Raw genomic sequence first — 22,740 nt, forward strand, 5'->3', positions numbered from 1 at the left:
GCGCGTTCCCTACTTCATCTGGCCGATCAGCTTCGCCGCACCGCTTGCGGTCTTGGCCAACTGCAATAGCGCCTCGCGGCCACCCGCGGCATAGGCCGCGGCGGCGCGCAGCAGCTCGCGGAGCTGCGCGGCCGCGCCGGGATCGAACCTGCACCATGCGCCGCCGGTCAGCCGCGCGATCTCGCGGAACGCGTGCTCGGCGGCCGCGTCGTGACCTTCCTGGAACATGAAGACCGGCACCTTGAGCAGGCCCAGCTCGCCGGCCTTGGTGCAGAGCTCGTCGACGCTCTCCTCCATCGCGTCGCCCACGAACACCAGCGCGCGCACGCCCGATGCGACGGCTTCGCGGCGCGTCTCCGACAAGACCTTGCCGATCTGGGTATTGCCGCCCTGGCAATCGATCTTGCTCATCAGCCGCGCGAGCTGCGCGCTGTCGGAGATCCAGCCGGTGGCACGGCATTCATTGAAGCCGCGGTAGTACACCAGGCGAATATCGAGGCTGCCGAGCGAGCCGGCCTCGCGGAACATGTCGGCCTGCAGCGTGCATGCCATGTCCCAGGTCGGCTGCCGGCTCATCGTGGCGTCGAGCGCGAACACCAGCCGGCCGCGCGCGCCGGCGCGATGCGGCGACATCGCCCGCGCCTTCGCCACGAACGCGGCGATGTCGTTCGCGGTCGACGACGGCACGTCCGGAGTGTCGGCCGGGCGTACATCGCTTCCAGATGTCGGTTTGATTGTCTTGCCGGCCATCAGCGCTTGCCTCGTGCAGCAAACACTATGTGGGCCGCGCCATGGGATTGGTCAACGTGGCGGATCGATCGACGTAACGGATTGGTCGACGTCACGGGCCAGTCTGCCCGGTTCGGGTCGCGGGCGGCCCGTCAATTGGTGATCGACGGATCCTTCTTCGTCTCGGTCTTGGTCAGCGAGAGCGACTTCTTGACCTTGTCGGTGAAGGTCTGACGCTTCTCGACCGGCACGTAGAGCGAGACGGGACCAGGCTCCAGAATCTTCGGCGGCGCATTCCTTGTGTCGACCGCCGCGACATCGCTGTCGGTGTCGGCAAGGAATTTATCGAGCATCGCCTGGATCGAGTCCTTGGCCTTCTCGGGCCCGGTGTCGCGCATGTCGTTGTGCTGGAAGTTGGTGTTCACAACGGTGATGCCAGCCTTCTCGCACTCCTCGGCATCGGGAACGACGCCGGGATCAGGCTTGAACTGCGAATCGTGAGACCGGAATGAGAGAATCTTGAACCTGCCGTCGGTCATGAACGGCACCCGCAGGTTGTCCAGCGTCACGACCTTCTTGATTTCGTCGGGATACTGCTTGGCGAAATACATCGCGATGTCGCCGCCATTGGAATGGCCGACCATCGTCAGCTTGCTGTAATCGGCGTTCGGGAGACGCTTCTTCATCTCCTCGATCGCGAATTTGATGTTGGTGATGCCGCGCTGATACTGCGGCAAACGGCCGACATAGATCTCGCCGACCTTGGTCACCATCGGTCCGTCCGACGGCAGGTCGTTCTGAATGCTGATGGTCAGATAGCCGCGCGCTGCGAACACGTTCGCGAGGAAGGAATATTCGGTGAATTTGACGGTATTGCCATGATTGAGGATCGCAACCGGCAACTTGATCATGCCAGCGTCGGCCTGCATCTCCTTGTCGAAGCGCACGGCGACGTCGACTGCGACCGGCCGCTCATCGCGCGTCGGATCCTTGAACATGATGGTTTCGTGACGGATCGCCCACTTGCTCGCGGTGAAGTAAGCGGCCGTGACCACCACACAGAGCGAAAGCAGAACGGAAATTCCACGCTTCATGACGTCCTCAAAGCGCCCGCCTTACAGGGCTGATTTTCGCCGGAGGCTCTTCGGCCTCCTTTTCAGAATATATGTCACAGCGCCGTGACAGGAAGTCCAAATATTGTGGCTTTGACGCCATAACGTTGTGCGCTGCACCTATAGTTTGTGCATTGCTTCTATCGCGTTGGCGCGATGGCACCACAGCACCTTACCCACCGGCGAGACGGACAAGGGAGCGATGGCGTCCCCAGTAAAACCGGATTTCGGCTGCTTTGTTCCGGCTTTTTGGCCACTCTGTGGCAAAAATCACCGGAAAACCACGGATTTCAACCGATTTCGGTGTAAATGACCAGTTTCAGGCCGGGATCGTCATTGGCCTGGAAACGGGCCTATTCGAAACCCAGCCGGCCGCGCCTGCGCCGGGTTCCGAACCCGGTTGGACGATTCCTCAGCCCGGCTGGCCGATGCCTGGGACGTCATCCGGGTTGCCCGCCCCGGACGCGTGCTTCGCGAACGCGACGCGCCGGAATTCAGTCGGTGTCAGATCGGTGGCTGCCTTGAAGGCCCGATTGAACGGGCCGATCGACTGGAATCCGGCGTCGATGGCGATGGTCAGCACCGGCACTTGCTTTTGTCCGGGATCCGCCAGGGCCGCGCTGGCATCCTCGATCCGGTAGTGATTGAGGAAGGCATTGAAGTTGCGATACCCCAGTCCTTCATTGATCAACTGCCTCAGCCGGTATTCCTGAATACCGAGCTCTGCAGCCAGCGCGCCGATGGTCAGTCCTTCACGCCGGTAGGCGCGCTCCACGGTCATCAGCCGCAGCAGCCGGCGCAACAATTCGGGGTCGACCGTGGGCGGCTTGTCCTCTCCAGGTGCCACAGCACTGGTCTCGCCCGGAACCCTGTCCGTGGTGGGCAGAAAAGCGGATGCCTGCTGCATTCTTGCCGCCTGAAACAGACTCCATCCACTGAGGCTCAGCAGCACCCACAGCCCGACCGCGTTGGCGATGCTCCAAACGGAGGAGCCGAACGCGGGCCAAAGGCCGTGAAAAAACCCCGCGACGCTATAGGTCACCGCGCCGACCAGGACGACGGCGCGCAACCGCCGTCGTCCCGCCACCAGGTCCAGGCGCCATGTCGGGAGTATCTGCGCCGCAGCCAGGAGAGCGAGGCCGAGATAGACGAACGACAGCGGTCGATCGAGGTCGCCTCTGAGCACGGTTCTTGCGGGCCAGAGGTCAAACAGTTGCGCGCCGACAATGGCGACCAGCAAGGCGCCATGCCAGGGCCCCAGGACGAAATCGTCATCGAAGGTCGCGCGCGCCCAGAGCCAGAGCAGGACCGCCCCGCTGCTGGAAAGAGCGGCCAGGATCAGGCTCCAGTATGGCCATGGCCGCGGAAACCCCGGCGCCGAGGTAATCGCTGATGCCGCAACGGCGACCAGCAACGCGGCGCTCAGGCGCGCCGCCGTGTCGCTGCGGTCGCGAAGCAGCACGCCTGCGATCAACAACGCCAATCCGACCGCGGCGCCCCGACAACCCAGATCGATCGCCATCAACGCGCTGCTGCTCACGATCGCTAGCTGCCGATGATGTCGTGGACTTCCAGCGGCTTGTCGACCTGGCTGAACCATTCCGCCCGGTTGGCGGCCCGGCGGCGGCCGCGCTCGTCGAGCGGCAGCTTGAGCTGGCGTAACAGGCCCATCACCTCCTCGCGCGCGGTGACGTGCCCGAGATTCGGGCGGGTGCCGAGCGTCGCCTCGTCGATGTCGTCGAGCGCCGTCAGCCCGCGCGGGAAGAATTCGCGATAGACCACCCGCTCGGCAAAACCGTCGACCGAACGGAACCCGAGCCGCAGCGACAGCTGCTTGAGGCCGTCGGCGACCAGCTGCTTGTTGCGTGAGCCGAGCATCGACAGGCGGTTGCGCACCACGATCCAGTCGGTCGAGGCGCCGTCGAGCTGGCGCCGCTTGCGTCTGGTGTCGCGCACCATCTCGGCATAGTGGCTCTCGCCAGTCACCGCGTAGGTCGCGGCATCGACGGTGCCCAGCACGTCGAAATCGAGGAAGCTGTCGTTGATCGGCGTCACCAGCGTGTCGGCCATCGAATGCGCGAGCCGCATCAGGTAGCTGTCCGAGCCCGGCGTATCGATGACGATGAAATCATAGCCGCGTTCCACCGCGCTCACCGCTGCCATGAACTGCTGGAATTCGGCGTTCTCGTTGTCCTCGATCTGCATCGTCTCGCCGTACTTGATGCAGTGGTGCGCCGGGAGTTCGAGATCGAGGCCGGAGCGCCGCGCCCAGGCCTGCCGATTATTGATGTAGTGGGTGAAACTTTGCTGGCGGCAATCGAGATCGATGGTGGCGACGCGCTGTCCGGCCTTCAGGAGCGCGACGGCGATATGCAGGGCGGTGGTCGACTTGCCCGAACCACCCTTCTCGTTGCCCAGCACGATGACATGCGCGGAGCCGGACTGACCCTGACTAGCCTGCACCAACATGATTCAAACCCCGGCGATGATCTTCAAATCGCGCACGGCTGCGGTCAAGTGAAATGCATCACGGCGAGAGGAATTCAATTGCAGCCGTCCTTAATGATGAATCGATCAGGCAAGATGGCTGCGTCGATCGGCGGCATGACTTGCGTGATCCACGCGCGCCCGGGATCGGGTAAGGCTGGTCGCGACACGCCGGTTTGCCGATAGCGGTGCGGTCTTGGTAAGCTGCGCCACCCGCCGAACCGCAAACATCCCACCCGGATCGCCCCACGAGTTGAGACCAGATGCCGAGAAATCCCACCGTCGTTCGTACCGTCCCTGCCCTTCGTCGTGCCGTCGACGCCTTCCGCGCCAAGAAGGCGGCCGTCGCGTTGGTCCCGACCATGGGAGCCCTCCATGACGGCCATGTGTCGCTGGTGCGGCTTGCCAAGCGCCGCGCCAAGCGGGTCGTCGTCTCGATCTTCGTCAACCCGACCCAGTTCGCGCCGACGGAAGATTTCGGCTCCTATCCGCGCACCTGGAAGGAAGACGTCGCCAAGCTCGCCGCTGAAGGCGTCGACCTGATCTGGCATCCGGAGGTGAAGGCGATGTATCCGGACGGCTTCGCCACCAGGATCGTGCCGGAGGGGCCGGCCACCGCCGGGCTCGAGGATCGCTTCCGGCCGCATTTCTTCGGCGGCGTGGCCACCGTGGTCGGCAAGCTGTTCACCCAGGTCCGGCCCGACGTTGCGATCTTCGGCGAGAAGGATTTTCAGCAGCTCCGGGTCGTCACCCAGATGGCGGCCGACCTCGACCTCGGCGTCAAGGTGATCGGGTCGAGGACGGTGCGCGAACGCGATGGCCTCGCGATGTCCTCACGCAACGTCTACCTCTCGGCGGAGGAACGGCGCACCGCCCCCGAGCTGCATCGGGTGATGAAAGAAACGGCAGGCCGGCTGCGTGCCGGCGAGGACACCGCAACCGCGATGGCCGCCGGCGCCGCGCTGATCACCAAAGCCGGCTTCGCGCTCGATTATCTCGAGGTTCGTCACGCCGCCTCGCTGGCGCCGATCGGCTCGCTGAAGGACGGCCCGATGCGGATGCTGGTGGCGGCACGGCTCGGCAGCACACGCCTGATCGACAACATCGCTGTGTAGCCATGCCGGGTTGAGCTTGCTCCGATGCCGCGACGCAGGGATTATCGCGCTTTTCAGGGGCGGTTGGAATGAGCGGTTACTTCAGGCACGGCATTCTACTACTCGGCATCGCGCTGCTGGCCGCGGGCCTGGCGCAGGCGCAGACCCGGCCACCGATTGGCGGCATCGGATCGGCACCGGATGCGATGATCTTCTATGTCGCCCATGGCGGCCCCGATGCCTGCGGCCCGGGTTGTTCGGAGTGGATCGCGGCCGAGGGCGTCATTCAGTTCGATACCTTCAAGCGGCTGATCGCGATCCTGGACCGGCAAGCAGGCCGCAAGCTGCCGATCGTGATCAATAGCCGGGGTGCGTCCAACCTCAACGTCGCGGTCAGTCTCGGCCGGATCCTGCGCGACCGCGGCATCGATGCCATAGTTGCAATCACGGAGGTCGAGGCTTGCAGCGGCAAGTCCGAAGCCGACTGCTTCGCGCTCAAACGGCCGGGCGGCCCGCTGGACGCCAGGGAAAATGTCTCCAGGATCGTCTGCGACCTCGCCTGCGCGCTGATGCTCGCGGGCGGTGTGCATCGCACGCTGCCGCCCGACAGCCATGTGGTCGTGAGCGGCATGTCGATCCATCACCGCATCGCGCCGAACGTCTCCGAAGAACGCCGTGAGGGCCTTACCGCGCTCTATACCAAGCAGTACCGCATGTATCTGCGCGAGATGGGCGTCGGGGAAGATCTGATCGATATGATGGAGCAAAGTGCGGCGGCCGCACAGAACATCGATGTGCCACCGTCCGAATGGACGCGGCTGCACCTGACCACAGCGCCACTCTAAAGCAATCCGAGGTCGCGCAGCTCGCGGCGCATCGGCTCGGGCATCGACGCCACGCTGGCCGCGCTCGATTTGGTGAGATCTGCCGGCGCCGAGTCCGCGGTCAGATAACGCCAGCCCTGGAACGGCCGCATCGGCCGCGGCGAAACCGCGATCACCTTGGGCTGCATGACCAGCCGGCAGCGTCCGATGCCGTCCTTGTCGCGGAATGGCTCGATGGCAATGATCTTCTCGCGCGCGGCGATCTCACCGCGGATCACCCAATAGAGCGAGCCGCCGGCAAGGAGCTCCTCCTCGCGCTTCGGCGTCATCCGCGTGATGTGGACGTGACGGAGCGGCAGGCCCTTTTTCTTCGCGGTCGCCATCCGTTCGGCGACCCAGCCCTTGAGTTCCTTGACGGAGTCGCAACCGACGGCAAGCTTGATGAGATGAAGCGGCATGCGCCGGATGTAGCGGCCGGCGCGCACTTTGAAAAGGGAGCGCTATCCGCGCCGGTGGATATCGGGACTTCCTGCGCGAAGCAGTGCAGTGGCGACGGCTCAGGCCGCCGTCATCGCGCTCATCATCACGCTTATTCCTGGCCCTCGGCCGCCGCCGGCGCACTCGCAGCGGCGGGTGCCGCGGGCGCGGCGGGAGCCGGCGCGATCTGGACGGGGCGCTTCGCCGCCGGTGGCCGCTTCGGAGCGGCAGGCGGCGCGGCGGCAGCTCGGGCGGCCGGCGGCGGAGCCGCGGCACCAGGCTTCGCCGACGGTTCAGGCGTCATGATGCTGACCGGCGGCGTCGACGCCGCGCTCGGGAACTCGGCGTTGGTTGGCCTGCCCGTGGGTATCGACTGCGGCAGCGCCGCGACCAGACCGGCGGCCGACGGCTGGCCGGCGGGCGCGTTCCAGGACGAGGCGTAGCGCGTGATCAGGTTCTCGTAGGTGCGCTCGTTCATGTTGGCGATGATCTGATGATTGTCGCCAAGCGAGCGGAACGCGGGGCACGCGGTCGGTGTGCAGTGGTCGCGCGCCATCAGCGCATAGGCGACCAGGCCGTAACGATCATGCTCGATGGCGCGGCGCAGTGCCTGCAGCTCGGTGGTCGAGTTGCGCTCCGCCGTGGCGAGGTCGCCGAGCGCGGTCAGGCGCGAGACCTGGGCCGCCGCATAGCTGACTGCCGCCGCCGCGGTATCCGATGAACCGAACAGCACCTTCTCGCAGGCATTGAGAACGGCATCTCCAGCGAGGTCGTCGACGCAGGCCAGCGCCGGCACCGTCTGGCCGGTCAATTGCGCCGTGCGTGTCTCGGCCGGCGACGCCGTTCCGCCCGGCCCGAAGCCGCGGATCGTCGCGGCGACCGCAACCGCGATCGACAGCAGCGTGATGACGGTCAGCGCGCCGTTGGCGACGGATTTTTCCGCGCGCAGCAGCGTGACCAGAACGACCACCCCAAAAAACCCGGCGGCGGCCAAGGTCAGCCACATCGGGAAGGTCGGCGAGCGCCACACCTGATCCAGCGAAGTCCAAGCCCAGTTCATGCGCGATGTCCCTCAACGCAGCGTAAGCACAATCGGCGACGGCCAACGCCGCCACCCGGCACTCGACCTTCAGCAGAATGTGTCTGCGAACAGGGCCTTTTGACGGCGACGGCGCGGAACCCGCTCCAGCCACCGGCTGGCGCACCACTCCATCAGGACAGCGCGAGCTGACTCTCCTTGGCCACCCGTTCGAACGCTTCGGTCGAGCTCTTGATTCGATACTGGCAGTCGTCACCATCGGTCGGCAGCAGGCGGATCACCTGGTAGGTGCCGCTCGCAGCGGGGCGCGCCACATTGCTGGCCGTAAAATAGACGGTCTCGCCAATCGAGTACTTATGCTTCAACGCCCTCTCCATTTTCTTAGAGATTGCTGGCTGAGCTGACAGTCCCGATAGCTCTGGCCGGCATTTTGAGAACCCTGCGGCAACCTAGCACAGGGCAGGGCTCAAAATCCAGCAACATTGGGGCATGGCAAAGGTGCCATTTTTGCAGGTTTTTCAGGGCGATAGGCAGCAATTTATGTGCCAGCCGGAAATTGCCCGCAGACCCGGCCGAAACCGGGTTCCACCGTCCCTCAGGCGGTATGCGGCAGCTTGCCGTTGGGGCTCGCGCTGTCGACCGCCGTCGGCAGTTGCTGGGCCAGCACCTTGGACAGTTCGTCGACCGGAATGTTGAACTTGGCGGCAAGCTGCCTGACGGTGTCGCTGCCGAGCACCTCCTGAAGCTGTTCGGCGGTGATCGGCAGGTTCTGGCCGGTGCCGATCCAGGATTTGACCTGCTCGCCAAGGCCGGCCTGCTGGAGCTTGGCGACGATCGCCGACAATCCACCCTGCCCGCCATTGCCCATCACCTCGCCGAGCACGACGGGGATCACCGCCGCGCCGAGTTGGCCAAGCATGCCCTTCAGCTCCGGCGAGTTCTCCAGGGAATCCAGAATGCCCATGGTCTAAGTCCTTTCACGACTTGCAAAACCGGTCCTTCGGATTCGACGCCTTCGGCCCCGCGGCGTCAAGCCGCGATCTTTGCGGCCGCTGTCACATTTCGGAAGCGATCAGGCGTCCTCGAATCGATCGATCAGCAGCGTCTCGGCGAGGCCGTCCCTCGTCCATTCCTGGAACGCCGGCAACGACATCATGGCGTCGACGTAATGCTGCGCCTCCGGCTTCACCGGGATCGCATAGGTGCGGAAGCGATGCACCACGGGGGCATACATCGCATCCGCCCCGGAGAAGGCCCCGAACAGGAACGGGCCCTCTTTGCCGTAACGCGCATGGCACTCGGCCCAGATCTCCTGGATCCGCGCCACATTGGCGCGCGCATCGTCCGACAGCGCGACAGGACGGATCGGCCGGTGCAGGTTCATGCCGCACTCGCTGCGCAGCGGCACAAAGCCCGAATGCATCTCGGCCGAGACCGCGCGGGCATGCGCGCGCGCGGCGCGATCCGACGGCCAAAGCTTCGCGTCGGGAAATCTTTCGGCGAGATATTCGATGATCGCCAGCGAATCCCACACCGTGACGTCGCCGTCGATCAGCGTCGGCACCTTGCCGGCCTTGCTGAAGCTCAGGATGCGGTCCTTGTCGACCTTGTTGTCGGTGTAGAGCGGAATGAAGACTTCCTCGAACGGGATGGCGTTGGCGCGAAGCGCCAGCCAGGGCCGCATCGACCATGACGAATAGTTCTTGTTGCCGATGACGAGCTTGAGCATGTCCGGAGAATCCTGTTGTCACCGCATGTTGCCATAGTGCATTGCACGCGTTCAACCTGTACATGACGCGGAATGCGGGCGGCGCGGCAGCCGCGCGTTCACGAAGGAAGGCACCATGACCGGCTATTGGGCCGACATCCTGGCCGTCAGCTTCTTCGCGCTGGAATGGCTGGTCTATGCCATCACACTGGAGCACAGCGCCTATGGGCGCGACAGCCTGTCGGCGCGGATGCATATCTATCGCGAGATCTGGGTGCGCAACCTGCTCCACCGCGAAGCGCGGATGGTCGACATGCAGATCATGGCCAGCTTGCAGAACGGCACCGCGTTCTTTGCCTCCACCAGCCTGATCGCGATCGGCGGCGGGCTGGCGCTGCTGCGCGCCACCAACGACGCGCTCGCCGTGCTCGGCGCATTGCCGGTGAACCTCTCGCCCTCGCCCGCGCTGTGGGAGATCAAGTGCATCGGGTTGATCCTGATCTTCATCTACACTTTCTTCAAATTCGCCTGGGCCTATCGCCTGTTCAACTATGTCGCGATCCTGTTCGGCGCGATGCCGCCGGCCGGCCAGCGCGACACGCCGGAGGCCGAGGCCCATGTGGTCCGCACCACGCGACTGTTCGAGACAGCGGGCCGGCACTTCAACCGCGGCCAACGCGCGTTCTTCTTCGCGCTCGCCTATCTCGGCTGGTTCGTCAGTCCCTGGGTGCTGTTCGTCACCACCGCCGCGGTCGTGATCGTGATCTGGCGCCGGCAGTTCGCCTCGAATGCCTGGCAGGCGATGGGAAGCTGACGGTTTGATCGAGGCGGTGCTGCGCTCCCTCTCACCGTTCTTTACGGGGAGAGGGTTGGGGTGATGGGCTGCTTCCACATCGACGGAGATAGACGCGCTCGCGGAGACTCCCCCTCACCCGGATCGCATCTGCGATGCGATCCGACCTCTCCCCGCACGCGGGGCGAGGTACACTGGAGCCTCGGGCCACTGATCGGTCTACGACGCGAAGTCGCGCGGCGTGAAGTCGAGGTCGAGCACCTTCCATTCGCCGTAGCGATCCTTCGGCAGCATCGCATAGGGCTGGCAGGCCTCCAGCGCATCGGTCGCGCTCTTCAGCAACAGCGGCCCCTTGGCCGATGCGCTGGCCTCGACCAGCAAGGGCGATGAGGCGAGCTTGCCGTCGGGCTTCATGAACACCCTGAGCTTGACCCTGACATCGTCGCCACTGCCCAGCGTCGGCGGCAGCTTCATGCAGTTCCTCAGATGGCGGCGGAATTCGGCCGCTACGCTGGAGCCGACGTCGGCCTTCTCGGTCGCCGCCGCGTCGAAATTGTCCTTGCCGGGCCCGGGGCCGGCCGGCGCGTCGGCGGGCGGCTGCACGGAGATGTCGGGCGGCAGGCCCAGCATGACGTTGTATTTGACCGAGAGATCCGGCTCGGGCTGCACATAGCTGGGCGGTGCCGGCGGAGCCGGTTGCTGCGGCATCGGTGGAGGCGTCGGCGGCGTAGGCGGGACGGCCGCCGCCGTTTGCTGCGGCGACGGGCTGGGCTTGGACGCCGGCGGGCTCGGCTGCTTCTGCGCGGGCTGCGGCGCATTCTGTTGCGGCTGTGGCGCAGGCGCCTGCGCTGATGGCTCCGGCTTGGCGGTGTCGATCGGCTTGTCGAGCGACGGCAATTGCAATTCGGGCGTCGGCGACGGGCTCGGCACCGGTTCGGGCTCGGTCTTGACCTCGGACTTGGCAACCTCCTGCGGCGTCACGATCTCGACCGGCACCGTGTCAGCGGCGACGGGATCGAACTGATGGACCTCCGAATAAAGGAAAATCAGCGCGAGCAGCATCAGGTGCACGAACACCGACGCCATCAGATCCGCGTTTGGCCGAAACTTCATCCCACTCGATCACGTCGTGATGTCTCCCCGGCAGCTACAATAGCGGCCGGGAACCGCCTGCCTCAATCCCAATTCGGTCCAAAAAACCGCAATCGGACGGCGGGCAATAGCATGATCCGGATCATTGCCCAGCCATTTTCCGGAAGATCGTGCTCAGGCAAGCAGCCGTGGGCCAATCATCTGGCGTCGGGGCGCCCCGTCGCCGAAATCTCGCGCATGTCTTCATCCGACAATTCGAAATCGAAGATGTCGATGTTTTCCTGGAGCCGCTCGAGCTTCGAGGTGCGCGGGATCGCGGACACGTTCTGTTGCAGCAGCCAGCGCAGGCAGACCTGGGCGGCGGTCTTGCGATAGCGGTCGCCGATCCGCCCCAGCGCCCGGTCGCCCTTGACCCGCCCCTTCGCGATCGGGCTGTAGGCGACGAAGCCCATGCCATGGCGCGCGCAGGCTGAGATCACGTCGGTCTGGTCGAGATAGGGATGGTACTCGGACTGGTCGCAGGCGAGCGGCTCGGGGCACGCCGCCACCGCCTCCTCGATCAGCGCCACGCTGAAGTTCGACACGCCGATATGCCGCGCCAGGCCCGCCTGCTTGACCCGCGCCAGCGCACCGAGCGTCTCGGCCAGCGGCACGTGCGGATTGGGCCAGTGCAGCAGCAGCAGGTCGACCTCGGTCAGGCGCAGTCGCGCCAGGCTCTCCTTGGCGGAGCGCTCGAGATCCTTTGCCATGAAATGCGTGGTCCAGACCTTGGTGGTCACGAACACATCGTCGCGCTTGACGCCGGACGCGCGCAGTCCCTCGCCCACCTCGCGCTCATTGTCATAGATCTGGGCGGTGTCGATGTGGCGATAACCGAGCCGCAGCGCCTGCTCGACGATGCGCGCGCACACCCGCCCGCGCAATTCCCACGTGCCGAGCCCGATCGCGGGGATCCTGGCGCCGTTGCCTTCGACAACATTCATGCGGCCATTATGCGCGCATGACGAGGACCTGCCAACTCACCTATCGGGTCCGCAGGCGGTCGCGGCGGCCTACCGCTCCACCTGGTAGCCGTCGGTCAACGTCTTCAGGAAGGCGATGATGTCGGCTTCATCCTGCGCCGTCATCGCAGGCGTGTCGCCCAGATGGCGCTCGAACGGCGGATCGCTGACGTCCACATTGCCGTGATATTTCTCCGGCAGGTCGTCGTATTTGTGCACCGTGCCATCGGCGCTGCGCGGAAACACCTTCTCCGGATTGGTATCGCGGAAATTATAGAAATCCATCACCTGCTCGAGGCTGCTAAACACGCCGTTGTGGAAGAACGCGCGGCGCCGTGCGGTGTTGCGCAAGGTCGGCGTCAGAAACATCCCGCAATACTGCGTCTGCTCGGCGACGTCGGTGCGCTGCGGACCGCAGACCCCGAGATCGAAATAACTGGCATCGGCGTTGCCGGCGAGCGCGGCATTGCGCGGCGCGCCGAGCGCCTCATACTGATGGTCGGTGAACAGCGGCGGCAGGCCGTCACGGGTCGGCGCCGAGGTATGGCAGCCGGCGCAATTGGCCTTTTCCGGATCGTTGAACAATTGCAGGCCGCGTAGCTCGGTCTCACTCAGCCGCGCTTTGCCCTCCAGCCAGTAGTCGAACTTGCTGGTGTAGGGATGGAAGCTCACCTCCTCCACCTGATAGCGCGCCACCGCGAACATCGCCTCCGCGACCAGGAGCCGCCTGTTGTCGAAGATGCCGGCGCCGAACAGCTCGACGAAGCGCTTCGCGTAGGATTCCCGGCGCAGCTTGTCGGCCACGATGTCGAGGCTGCCGCCATCCATCTCATTGGGGTCGAGCAGCGGCATGATCGCCTGATCCTGCAGCGTGTCGGCACGGCCGTCCCAGAACAGGCCGCCCTGCGGCACGATGTTCGCTGCCGACGCGGCGGCCGCGGTCGCGGTCTTCTTGGCGCGCGCGGCCTGCTGGCCGATTGCCGCCATCTGCGCGAGGTCGACGACGTTGTCGTCCTCGTCCTTCTCGGGGCCGATGCTGAAATTCGGGTGGCGTTCGAGACAGGTCAGCGACGGAACGGCGCGCGCGCCCTGCCGCTGCAGCGTGCGGCCGCCGAGCATCACCGGGCCGTCGTTGGGCGGGCCGTAGGCGTGGTCGGGGCTGTGGCAGGAGGCGCAGGACAGCGCGCCCGACGAAGACAGCGACGCGTCGTAGAATATCTCGCGGCCGAGCTGCGCCATCGAAGAAAGCGGCGCGACGGGCGGACGCCTGAGCTGCACCGGGTTCGGATTTGTCCCCGGGAGTCCTTGGGTCTCGACTGCCGCAACGGCGCCGGCCATGGAGAGCAGGCCAGCGCCGAGAAGCCATAGAGTGCGGCCGTTCATATCAGGTCCAGTGTCGTTAGAGCGCTTTCGCGCGAACTGGGGACCAGTTCGCGCGAGTAAAACGCATCAAGACCATAAGCAGAGCTTCGGTTCTGACTGGATCAGAACCGAAGAGCTTTAGTGATGATGGTGGTCGTCGGGCGGGCTGACGATCACCGTGCCGGCCGTCGGATCGAGGAACAGCGTGTCCTGCCGGTACTCGTGGTCCTGGCCGTGGCCGCGATCGAAGTCGAACATGTCAGCGATCGACTCGACGCTGTCGTCGAACGCGCCGCCGCCAAGACGCTGGCCGTGCAGCCAGTTGTCTTCGATGAAGCGAACCACGGAGGCCTGCGAGATGCGGGTGTGGCTGACGAAGTTCCTCTTGGCGAAGGGCGAGATCACCAGGAACGGAACGCGGGTGCCCGGACCGCAGCGGCCGTTCACCGGCTTGCCGTCGAGGCCGTTCGGCTGCGTCTGCTTGCCGATACCGCGGCCGCACTGGCCGGGACCGTTGACCTGATCGGCGGTCGGATCATACGAGGCGCTGACCGGCGCAAGGTACTGGTGGTCGTACCAGCCGTCGGAGTCGTCATAGGTGATGACGACAGCGGTCTCGCCCCACTCCTTCTGCTTCTGCAGGAAGTTGATCAGCTCGACATTGCCGGCCTGCTCGTCGAGCGGATCGGAGTTGCCGGGATGACCGTCCTGATAGGCCGGCATCTTGATGTAGGAGACGGCCGGGAAGTTGCCGGCTTTCACCGAGGCGTAGAAGTCGTCGAGATCGTAGGCGTGATTGGCCGGATCGATCGTCTTGCTGCCGGGAACGTAGGTGTGGCCCACAGCGTTCACCGAGCTCGGCCGCGCATGGGTCGGGTTGGCGGTCGACTTGTAGTACTGGAACCAGGCGTGGTGCGGGATGTAGTCCACGATGGTGCCGTTGACGTTGCTCGAGAAGGTGCTGCGGCCGCAATTGGTGGTGCCGTTGGTGTTCTTGAGCGTCAGGTCGAAGCCGCCCATGAAGCTGCCCCAGCTGATCTGCTCGGCGTTGAGCAGGTCGCCGATGTTCTTGCTGGTCATCAAGACCTGGCTGGTCGTGCTCGAGCAGGAGTCGTAGGCCGGATCGGTGTCGCCGATCAGCGTCAGACCGCCCTGGCCATCGGCGATCGACGATGACTTGCCGACGATGTTCTGCGCACCGTTGGTCTGGCCGGAGACCACCTCGAGCGCGCCGGGGGTCGACGGACCAAAGGTGTCGGTCCAGCCATTGTCGCTCATCGCGAAGTTCTGCGCGTAGTTCCAGAACGCGGTGACGGTGTTGCCGTCGAAATAGCCCATCACCTGCCCGTTGGTGCCGAAGGCGCCGACGCCGCCGGCGGTGCCGCGCCCGGTGAATTCCGGAAACAGGTCTTCCTTGCCGTTGTCGACCGCCTGCTGCTCGGGCGTGTAGGAGTGGTTCTGCGACCTGGTGTTGGCCTGGGTGCGGTCGAGACGGAACGGATTGGTCGCGCCGGTGCCGTTGGCCGGATTGAGGTTCGGGTTGTTGGTCAGCAGATTGGCGCTGGCGAGGTTGTTCACCTTCGGCGTATGCGGCTTGGCAACGAACGGAATCGAGCCGGTCGGGTTCGCCGCATTCGGATATGTCGCGAAATAATGATCGAACGAGCGGTTCTCGTTGAAGATGACCACGAGATGCTTGATCGGCGTTGCGGTGTGAATGTCGTGCGGATGACGATGATCGCGGTCGTGATCATCCTGCGCCGCCGGCGCGCTGCTCGCGATCGCCGCGGCGACCACACAGAATCCGACCGTTGAAAGGAATTTCGCCTTCACTTCTTGCCCCATTTTTTAAGGATTTATGACGTCGACGTGCGACACATTAGCCAGCGCGCGTAACAGCTCTGTGTCGGTTTTGCGATTGCCGCATCATCGCGACATAAATCGTCGCGCGTTCGATTCACGCGGCGGTTGCAGCGCGCGCGAATGGATATGGAATCGATGTCATTGAAGCGATCGCAGTGTCGATGACGCCGCTAGACACGATCGTCAGATCAATTCATTTGAACTACTTGATATCGTCATATCCGTAGAATTCTGGATTTGCCAGAATTTGATTGACCAGCGACTCCGCCTGACTCTCCAGGTCAAGCTGCGTCAAAATCTCGATCATCTTCGATCGATCGGCCGCATGGACTGCCTTGTCCCATTCTGCCAGCCGCCCGGAAACGACGATCCGTTCGTTCAATGTCATGCCAGCGTATGGTGATTGCATATTCTTCCGGCTCCGTGGACGCGACTCGTCGACAGTCATGGAGGGGCAACGCCCGTTATCCGCGTTCTCTCAGTTTCTTTTCATACTCCGCCAATATGACTTCGAGCGGGGGGATACTTCCAAAGAAGTCGACTTCGCCAGTCACCTTGTTGACGAACACGGGGCCGTTGCCGGCCAAACGATGCATAAAGATGCCTGTCTCAAGAAACTTCTTAGACTGGTAAAAGAAAATCCATCCGAAGGGCCTCTCGATAGTTGAGCTCTCCACGACGACGTACTGAACATCGTCAGACGATCTCAGCTCCAACTGTTTCCAAACGAGTTCGAGCGCTTCTGATTTTCGGAGCATGTCTTTGCTCATGGGGCATTCACGCGGAGCGGTGATGTGCAGACGCTGCTCCAATCACGAGGCGCAAATCAGAAACATCGCGCTAAACATCGGGAATGGGACCCTCGGCTTTCAACGCAGCTTGAACGGCCGGACGGCGACCGATGCGCGCGTGGTGCGCGAGGACCTTCGGGTACTGTGAAAGATCAAAGCCGACGCGAGGCGCCCAGTTCGTGACGGCGAAGGAGTTCGCGTCCGCGATCGTGAAGTCCCTCCCCATCAGATACTCATGATCCGCAAGGTGCCGATCGAGGTGAGTGTAGCGCGCTCTAAGGCGGTCCCGAAACACCTCTTTGGATTGCTCCGATAGCCCCTTGTGGAAAATGGGTCCAAAGGCGCCCTTGTGCATCTCGCTCGAAAAGAAGTTGAGCCACGCCTGCAGCTTGGAGCGCTCGATCGTGCCGTTGGGCGGAGCCAGTCGTTTGGAAGGGACCTGATCGGCGATGTATTGAACGATCGCGGCCCCTTCGGTGAGCAAGGTTCCGTCGTCGAGCAGCAGAGCCGGCACGTAGCCCAGCGGATTCACCGTTCGATAATCGCCGCCACCTTCGATGGCTTTGGTGTGCTCGTCGATCTTGATGGCAGTGAACGCCAACCCGGCCTCAAGAAAAACGATGTGCGGTAGTAGAGACAATGTACCGGGCGCGCAGAATAGCTTCATGGCGAGCTTCTACCAGGTGGATCACAGGCGCGGTCATTGACCGTAGCACGCCACGGGTATCAAGTCAGTGCTTGGAGGTCCGCTCTTGCCGCTGTCGGGTGTTGAGCGGACATCAGTCGACCAACCGCTATAAGTACGCGGCCTACTCCTTCATCCCCGTGACCGAAGCGCTCACCGCTCGGGGATCCCAGCGCACGTCAACTGTCGAACGGGGCAGCGTGAATGATGTCACAGACGTTCGGAATCTCGAGACCATGCACGAGCCGCCGGCCAATGTCGGCCAAGCCGGTACCAATTGCGGTATGCGGCTTCTTTCTGGCGACTTCGGCCAATGCTTCCGTGAACGCGGCCTTCATTCCGATCCGCGGGTAGAGAGCCAAGGTATCGTCGATCAGGGACGGCGTGATTTCCTCTATTCGAAGTCCCATGACATCGACGTGAGCGCCGAAATGGACAAGCGCGACTTCGGCCTGCCTGCGGTCGGCGATGTCGGCGACCGAGTGGAGCGCGATTGCATCCCAAACGATTTCAGCCTTCGAGGTCGGGTAATCGTTCGCAAGCAGGAATCGGCTGGCGGCATCGGCGCCATCGACTTCGAACCGCCTGTCAGCGGCATGCGATGGTGAAAGGCCCAGATCATGGAGCAACGAGGCGATGTATACGAGCTCGCGATCGTATTTCATCTCCCTCTTCCTGCCGATAAACTCGGCAAACCACCAGGTCCGGTGGACGTGGTTGAGCAGCACCTTGGAATGGGCCTGCTCCGCGAGCGCCGCGGCCTTGCGGGCGAGATCCGAATTCGGAGCAACAAGCCCTCCGATGCTGACAGCCTCACTCATGCATTCTCCTCAGAATTCAAGGCCCACGATTCATCGGTCGAGTTCAAAGCCCCTTTTGTGCTTAAAGCCCGGGTGGCGGGGTGATGTAGCCGGGCACCTCGGCCGCCAGCGTACCCTTCAGCATTGCTGTCCCCCTGTCGGCCATGACCTCACTCTTGCCGGCCGCAAGAGCGTCATAGGTCTGACGCACCACGTCCTCCGGACTGGCCTTTGCCACGTCAATGCCGCTGGTCAGGTCGGTATCCACGAAGCCGACATGCAAGCCGAGAACCTGCACGTCCTGCTCCCGCAGGTGGAAGCGAAGCTGGTTAGTGAAGCTCCATGCCGCCGCCTTCGACGCGGCATAAGGGGTTAGATAGGGCCGCGGGAGCCACACGATGTCGGAGAGCACGTTGATGATGGCGGCGTGTGGCTTGGTCAGCAATATCCGCTCGAAGGCCTGCGTGACGCGCACGACACCATAGTAGTTGGTCTCGAACATCCGGATTGATTGTGCTTCGACGTCCGATGCCAGAGGCCCGTCAATCAAGGCGGCGATACCGGCGTTGTTGACCAACAGGGAAGTATCCGCGGCCAGTTCGGCGGCTGCTGATATCGACGCCTTGTCCGTGACATCGACCCTGACCGGGACAACACCGGATTCCTCGAACCCGCCCGTGTTGCGCATGCCGGCGTATATCTTCTTCGCCCCACGGCGGCGTGCCTCTCGCGCAAAGGCCAGGCCAAGACCGCGGTTGGCACCAGTGATGAAGACGGTTGCGTTTGCGACGTCCATGACAAACCACCTTTCCAGAGCCGCCTGCCCGTGCCGGGTGATCCCAGCCGCCAGCCTGAGCGCACTCAGTTCAGGGAGTATGGCTTCAGATCCTAGCCCGACGTGAGCAGGAGTTGCGCCACCTCGGCCGGCCTGTCGATCATCAGCCAGTGGCCAGCGTCGACCGGCTTTACTGCGCTCTGCGGATAGGTCGCGGCGATCGCAGCCGCCGTAACAGAGGTCAAATAGGGATCCATGACGCCCCAGATCAGGTTGACCTTTTTGGTGAACCGACGGACGTCGGGGAGGCGTGACGTATTGTAGGCCACACTCTCGCGCACCTGAGCGGTCATTTGCGCAAAGGCCGGGCCGGCCCCGCCGGCAAAGTTGCCATCGACGATCGGTCGCACGATGCCGTCAAAGCGCGCCCTCAATTCCGGGGGCATGTTGACCTGAAAATGCTTGTCCTGAAACGTGATCAGCCAGCTCATTTGATCAGGACTGCTCAGAAATGCCCGGGCAAGCTCCCTGAGCCAGGGGTCGCCAAACACTTCGATGATTTCGGGCAGCCGCCATGTTGGTGAGTCCGAATAATAGCAGTTCAGCAGGCAGAGCCAGGCAACGCGATCAGGATGGTCAAGGGCGTAATTGGCAGCGCACGGACCGCCGGAGTCGTGACCGACCGGAACGAACTGGTCGATCTTCAGTGCATCGACGACAGCGGCGACGTCGCCGACCTGCTGCTTGAACGTGTACTGATAGCCTTCCGCTGCGATCTTCTCCGACTGACCGAATCCAAGGAAGTCGAACACCACGACCCGCCGGCCGGCGCGCGTCAAATACGGCACCAGATAATCGTAGATGTGAAGATTGTCCGGAAATCCGTGCATCATGACAAAAGCCGGATCCTGGCCGGGATACTCGCGAGCATAAACCACGCCGCCGCCGCTCGATATCCGATGCTCGACATACGGAACGACCGAGGTCATCGGCGGCTCAAGACTCATTTTATTTTCAGTAGCGCGGGCGGGATTGGCCAAAGCGAGCGCAAGGCCTCCAGCCGTCGCAAGCAACAAGTCACGGCGGGAAGCAAGATTTCCATCTGTGAAGGAGTCCATCTCGCGATCCCTTTCCAAGGTTGTTCCAGTTCGGAGGCGTCGAGAGCGAATTGGCAAGGGAGGCCGTTCGAGGTGCTCGACACCGCTCACGAGTCTTCGGCGGGGGCTGCCGGAGCGGCCACTTCCGTCACCTGGTGGGAGAATATCGGCCGCTAGCTGGCCACCGTCTTGTACGCGGCGGCCGGATTTGGAAATTTCGACCCTGAAATTTGCGAGCTACTCGACTCGGGCCGAAGCCGCGCGCCTTCTGTAGACACCCGGCGGCATTCCGACGTGGCGGTTGCACGCCTTTGTAAGGTGGCTTTGGTCGACGAAACCGCATCGCGCGGCGATATCTGTCAAAGACAATGTGTCATCGGACAGAAGGGATAACGCCATTTCAATGCGTTTCTCCACGAACCATTTGTGTGGCGAGTAGCCTGTCGATTTCCTGAACGCTCTCGAAAAATGGACGACTGACAATCCACATGCATCCGCAACTTCTTGCAGAGAGAGGGCTCGACCGATCGCGGAATGCATGAGGTCTTTCGCGCGACGTTCTTGCCAAGGAGCCAATCCGCCGCGTCGTACCTCGAGATCGTCAACTCCGAAATATTGAAGCGCGACATGTTTGCAGAGGCCGTCGACGATATGATCCACGAAGAACTGGGTGAAGTGCTTCTCCGCGCCGATGACCTGAAGCGTTGCGAGGCCGAATGAAGCGATTGTCGGATCGGCCAGGCTTGAATTTTGATCTACCTTCAATTGACCGATTTGACGAGGGCGGCGGCTCTGCAGGTAATCGTGGATTACCACTGTTGGAATTTCAAAATTGATGACATCGACCGCGTGGCTCATCTTCCAGGAGAAGGGCTCGCAAACGTGCCTGATCGCACTTTCCATGGAGCCCCGCGGAGGCAAGTTAATGCGCCGCCGCCCCTGGACCAGCGTGTTTGCTGGATGTGCCTTCAGAAAGAGCCTGACCATGTAGATGTCTTCGGCACAAAAGCCCAGGAAGACGTAATACTGGATCACCCGCTTGCGCGGGTGATGACACCGAGGATGGGGCGACTGCGGTTTGCGCCGACTCACGCCGCCGTCGGCTGGCTCGACAGCGCGGCGAACACTGTCTCGGGCGAATGGGCGATCACGGCGAGCAGCGCGCGGGCGGGGCCGCGCGGGGCGCGCTTGCCCTGCTCCCAGTTGCGGATGGTTTCCACCGGCACGCCGAGCTTGGCGGCGAATTCGAGCTGGGTCAGTTGCGCGCGGCGGCGCAGATCACGCACGACCGGTTGCGTGGCAGAGGGCTGCATCGCCGCCACCGCCGGGTGTGCGGGCACGAGCGGGATTTCCTGCCCGTCCCGCAGTTCGACGATCCGTCCGTCCGCCTTGAGCCGCAAACGCTGCATGATGGCCCCCTTGGAGATAGGAGCATCATCCGCCAACCCCGTTAAGGCGCGATTAACGATAAACCGGCCGGCTGGCGCTCCCCCTAAGCATGATCTCCGCGCAAACGCTGCGCGTTTGTCGCAGGGAAAACCGCTTCGCACTTTTCCGGATCATGCTCCTATTTCAGCCCGAACCACAGCGTGGCGATGCCAAGAAACGAGAAGAAGCCGACCACGTCGGTGACGGTGGTGACGAAGGTGCCGGAGGCGACCGCGGGGTCGGCCCGCACCCGATCCAGCACGATCGGAATCAGGATGCCGCCGAGCGCGCCGGCGACCAGGTTGCAGATGATCGCAAGCCCGATCACAAGCCCGAGGCCGGGGATCTTGAACCAGGCCACGGCCGCGATGCCGGTAATCACGGCAAAGGCGATGCCGTTGACGAGACCGACCATGGTCTCGCGCAAGACGACGCGCATCACGTTGGCCGAACCGAGCTCGCGGGTGGCGAGCGCGCGCACCGCGACCGTCATGGTCTGGGTCGCGGCATTGCCGCCCTGGCTCGCCACGATCGGCGCCAGCACCGCGAGCGCCACCATCTTCTCGAGCTGGCCCTCGAACAGGCCGAGCACCGACGAGGCCAGGAACGCGGTGGCGAGATTGACCAGCAGCCAGTTGAAGCGGCCGCGGGCGATGGTCCAGACCGTGTCGGACAGCTCTTCAGGATGGGTGACGCCGCCCAGCGCCTTGAGGTCCTCGTCGGCCTCCTCCTCGATCACGTCGACGACGTCGTCGATGGTGATGACGCCGACGAGCCGGTCGACGGTGTCGACCACGGGGGCTGCGACCAGATTGTACTTGCCGAACATCCGCGCGACCTCTTCCTGGTCCTCCAGCGCGGAGACGCGGCGACGGTCCTCGTCGATCAGGTCCTTGACCGGGACCGGGCGACGCGTCCGCAGCAGCACGTCGAGCGGCACGGCGCCGAGCAAATGCTTGTCGACGTCGACGACATAGATCTCGTAGAAGCGCTCCGGCAGATCGGGCGTGTCGCGCATGTAGTCGATCGCCTGCCCGACATTCCAGTCCGGCGGCACGGCGATGAACTCGGTCTGCATCCGCCGGCCGGCGGAATTCTCCGGGTACAGCAGGCTGCGCTCGATGTCCTCGCGCTCGGCCGCGGGCAGCTTCTCCAGGATCTCTTCCTGGTCCTCCTCGTCGAGGCTTTCCAGGAGCTCGACGGCATCGTCGGATTCGAGCTCGCGGACGCCCTCCGCCACCGTCTCCGGCTCGAGCTCCTCGAGGATCTCCTCGCGGACGGTCTCGTCGACCTCGTTGAGCGCCGAGAAGTCGAAATCCGTGCCGGTGATCTCGACCAGGGTGACGCGGTCGTCCGGCTCCAGCGCCGCGATCAGGTCGCCGAGGTCGGCCTCGTGCAGTTCCGCGACCACCTCGCACAGCAGCGGCCGGTCCGCGGCGTGAATGGCCCGGGTGACCTCCGCGACGAATTCGGGGCGCAGCTCGCCCTCCTCGTCCCGCATCGGCATCCGGGCCAGCGGGTCGGTCTCGGCGGGTTCGGCAACGTCGAAATTCTCGGCCATGCCGTGTTTCGCCGGTTTGACA

At 63.6% G+C, this 22,740-nt stretch carries 25 protein-coding genes; 3 read left to right on the forward strand and 22 right to left on the reverse strand.

Going from position 1 to position 22,740, the window contains the following annotated elements:
- Positions 1 to 9: 9 nt before the first annotated feature.
- The 4 genes from HAP48_RS42100 to HAP48_RS42115 all read right to left on the reverse strand — a co-directional run bounded on the left by HAP48_RS42100 (position 10) and on the right by HAP48_RS42115 (position 4,310).
- Positions 10 to 750: a vWA domain-containing protein gene (locus tag HAP48_RS42100; RefSeq protein ID WP_166205622.1), complete on the reverse strand. Its 741-nt coding sequence runs from the start codon at positions 748 to 750 to the stop codon at positions 10 to 12.
- A gap of 131 nt (positions 751 to 881) precedes the next feature.
- A complete protein-coding gene (locus HAP48_RS42105; RefSeq protein WP_166205623.1) occupies positions 882 to 1,823 on the reverse strand; it encodes an alpha/beta hydrolase family protein in 942 nt (313 codons plus the stop codon).
- 430 nt (positions 1,824 to 2,253) lie between these two features.
- On the reverse strand, positions 2,254 to 3,363 hold the full coding sequence (locus HAP48_RS42110) for an AraC family transcriptional regulator (protein WP_224496818.1): 1,110 nt from the start codon (positions 3,361 to 3,363) through the stop codon (positions 2,254 to 2,256).
- A 23-nt stretch (positions 3,364 to 3,386) separates the two neighbouring features.
- A complete protein-coding gene (locus tag HAP48_RS42115; protein ID WP_166205625.1) occupies positions 3,387 to 4,310 on the reverse strand; it encodes a division plane positioning ATPase MipZ in 924 nt (307 codons plus the stop codon).
- 281 nt (positions 4,311 to 4,591) lie between these two features.
- Here HAP48_RS42115 and panC point away from each other — a divergent pair, with 281 nt between their 5' ends.
- On the forward strand, positions 4,592 to 5,443 hold the full coding sequence (gene panC, locus HAP48_RS42120; RefSeq protein ID WP_166205626.1) for a pantoate--beta-alanine ligase: 852 nt from the start codon (positions 4,592 to 4,594) through the stop codon (positions 5,441 to 5,443).
- Positions 5,444 to 5,511: 68 nt separating this feature from the next.
- Positions 5,512 to 6,267, forward strand: coding sequence for a COG3904 family protein (locus HAP48_RS42125; RefSeq protein ID WP_175612266.1), 756 nt, complete (start codon positions 5,512 to 5,514; stop codon positions 6,265 to 6,267).
- On the opposite strand, the gene HAP48_RS42130 is transcribed toward HAP48_RS42125, so the two are convergent.
- The 5 genes from HAP48_RS42130 to HAP48_RS42150 all read right to left on the reverse strand — a co-directional run bounded on the left by HAP48_RS42130 (position 6,264) and on the right by HAP48_RS42150 (position 9,491).
- Positions 6,264 to 6,704, reverse strand: a complete 441-nt coding sequence (locus HAP48_RS42130; protein WP_024581318.1) for a DUF1489 family protein — start codon at positions 6,702 to 6,704, stop codon at positions 6,264 to 6,266. The genes HAP48_RS42125 and HAP48_RS42130 overlap by 4 nt on opposite strands.
- Positions 6,705 to 6,835: 131 nt before the next feature.
- A complete protein-coding gene (locus HAP48_RS42135) occupies positions 6,836 to 7,783 on the reverse strand; it encodes a hypothetical protein (protein WP_166205627.1) in 948 nt (315 codons plus the stop codon).
- 152 nt (positions 7,784 to 7,935) lie between these two features.
- Complete coding sequence (locus tag HAP48_RS42140; protein ID WP_018272021.1) at positions 7,936 to 8,139, reverse strand: hypothetical protein; 204 nt, start codon at positions 8,137 to 8,139, stop codon at positions 7,936 to 7,938.
- A gap of 218 nt (positions 8,140 to 8,357) precedes the next feature.
- On the reverse strand, positions 8,358 to 8,726 hold the full coding sequence (locus tag HAP48_RS42145; protein WP_166205628.1) for a YidB family protein: 369 nt from the start codon (positions 8,724 to 8,726) through the stop codon (positions 8,358 to 8,360).
- A gap of 108 nt (positions 8,727 to 8,834) precedes the next feature.
- The gene (locus tag HAP48_RS42150; RefSeq protein WP_166205629.1) at positions 8,835 to 9,491 is read right to left on the reverse strand and encodes a glutathione S-transferase family protein; all 657 of its coding nucleotides are present in this window, start codon (positions 9,489 to 9,491) and stop codon (positions 8,835 to 8,837) included.
- 115 nt (positions 9,492 to 9,606) lie between these two features.
- Here HAP48_RS42150 and HAP48_RS42155 point away from each other — a divergent pair, with 115 nt between their 5' ends.
- Positions 9,607 to 10,284 (forward strand): DUF599 domain-containing protein, encoded by a 678-nt coding sequence (locus tag HAP48_RS42155; RefSeq protein ID WP_166205630.1) that lies wholly within the window; start codon positions 9,607 to 9,609, stop codon positions 10,282 to 10,284.
- 198 nt (positions 10,285 to 10,482) lie between these two features.
- Here the strand turns inward: HAP48_RS42155 and HAP48_RS42160 are convergent, their stop codons facing one another.
- From HAP48_RS42160 to mgtE, 13 genes are all read right to left on the reverse strand, one after another.
- A complete protein-coding gene (locus HAP48_RS42160) occupies positions 10,483 to 11,376 on the reverse strand; it encodes a hypothetical protein (RefSeq protein ID WP_166205631.1) in 894 nt (297 codons plus the stop codon).
- A gap of 176 nt (positions 11,377 to 11,552) precedes the next feature.
- Positions 11,553 to 12,338 (reverse strand): aldo/keto reductase, encoded by a 786-nt coding sequence (locus tag HAP48_RS42165; RefSeq protein WP_166205632.1) that lies wholly within the window; start codon positions 12,336 to 12,338, stop codon positions 11,553 to 11,555.
- A gap of 69 nt (positions 12,339 to 12,407) precedes the next feature.
- Positions 12,408 to 13,739 carry a cytochrome-c peroxidase gene (locus tag HAP48_RS42170; RefSeq protein WP_166205633.1) on the reverse strand — a complete coding sequence of 444 codons (1,332 nt, stop codon included), beginning with the start codon at positions 13,737 to 13,739 and terminating at the stop codon, positions 12,408 to 12,410.
- Between the two features lie 117 nt (positions 13,740 to 13,856).
- Positions 13,857 to 15,551, reverse strand: a complete 1,695-nt coding sequence (locus HAP48_RS42175; protein WP_166205634.1) for a phospholipase C — start codon at positions 15,549 to 15,551, stop codon at positions 13,857 to 13,859.
- Positions 15,552 to 15,783: 232 nt separating this feature from the next.
- Entirely contained in the window at positions 15,784 to 16,029 is a 246-nt protein-coding gene (locus HAP48_RS42180) for a hypothetical protein (RefSeq protein ID WP_166202853.1), read from the reverse strand.
- Between the two features lie 16 nt (positions 16,030 to 16,045).
- Positions 16,046 to 16,351 carry a YrhB domain-containing protein gene (locus HAP48_RS42185; protein ID WP_166205635.1) on the reverse strand — a complete coding sequence of 102 codons (306 nt, stop codon included), beginning with the start codon at positions 16,349 to 16,351 and terminating at the stop codon, positions 16,046 to 16,048.
- Positions 16,352 to 16,421: 70 nt separating this feature from the next.
- The gene (gene gstA / locus HAP48_RS42190) at positions 16,422 to 17,039 is read right to left on the reverse strand and encodes a glutathione transferase GstA (RefSeq protein ID WP_166205636.1); all 618 of its coding nucleotides are present in this window, start codon (positions 17,037 to 17,039) and stop codon (positions 16,422 to 16,424) included.
- A 197-nt stretch (positions 17,040 to 17,236) separates the two neighbouring features.
- Complete coding sequence (locus tag HAP48_RS42195) at positions 17,237 to 17,878, reverse strand: HD domain-containing protein (protein ID WP_166205637.1); 642 nt, start codon at positions 17,876 to 17,878, stop codon at positions 17,237 to 17,239.
- Between the two features lie 61 nt (positions 17,879 to 17,939).
- Entirely contained in the window at positions 17,940 to 18,653 is a 714-nt protein-coding gene (locus tag HAP48_RS42200) for an SDR family NAD(P)-dependent oxidoreductase (RefSeq protein WP_166205638.1), read from the reverse strand.
- 92 nt (positions 18,654 to 18,745) lie between these two features.
- Entirely contained in the window at positions 18,746 to 19,750 is a 1,005-nt protein-coding gene (locus HAP48_RS42205; protein ID WP_166205639.1) for an alpha/beta fold hydrolase, read from the reverse strand.
- A 216-nt stretch (positions 19,751 to 19,966) separates the two neighbouring features.
- Positions 19,967 to 20,764 (reverse strand): AraC family transcriptional regulator, encoded by a 798-nt coding sequence (locus tag HAP48_RS42210; RefSeq protein WP_166205640.1) that lies wholly within the window; start codon positions 20,762 to 20,764, stop codon positions 19,967 to 19,969.
- Positions 20,765 to 20,817: 53 nt separating this feature from the next.
- Entirely contained in the window at positions 20,818 to 21,138 is a 321-nt protein-coding gene (locus HAP48_RS42215) for a helix-turn-helix domain-containing protein (protein ID WP_175612267.1), read from the reverse strand.
- 158 nt (positions 21,139 to 21,296) lie between these two features.
- Positions 21,297 to 22,718: a magnesium transporter gene (mgtE, locus tag HAP48_RS42220; RefSeq protein WP_166205641.1), complete on the reverse strand. Its 1,422-nt coding sequence runs from the start codon at positions 22,716 to 22,718 to the stop codon at positions 21,297 to 21,299.
- Between the last annotated feature and the right edge of the window lie 22 nt (positions 22,719 to 22,740).

Source organism: Bradyrhizobium septentrionale (genome assembly GCF_011516645.4).
Lineage (GTDB): Bacteria > Pseudomonadota > Alphaproteobacteria > Rhizobiales > Xanthobacteraceae > Bradyrhizobium > Bradyrhizobium septentrionale.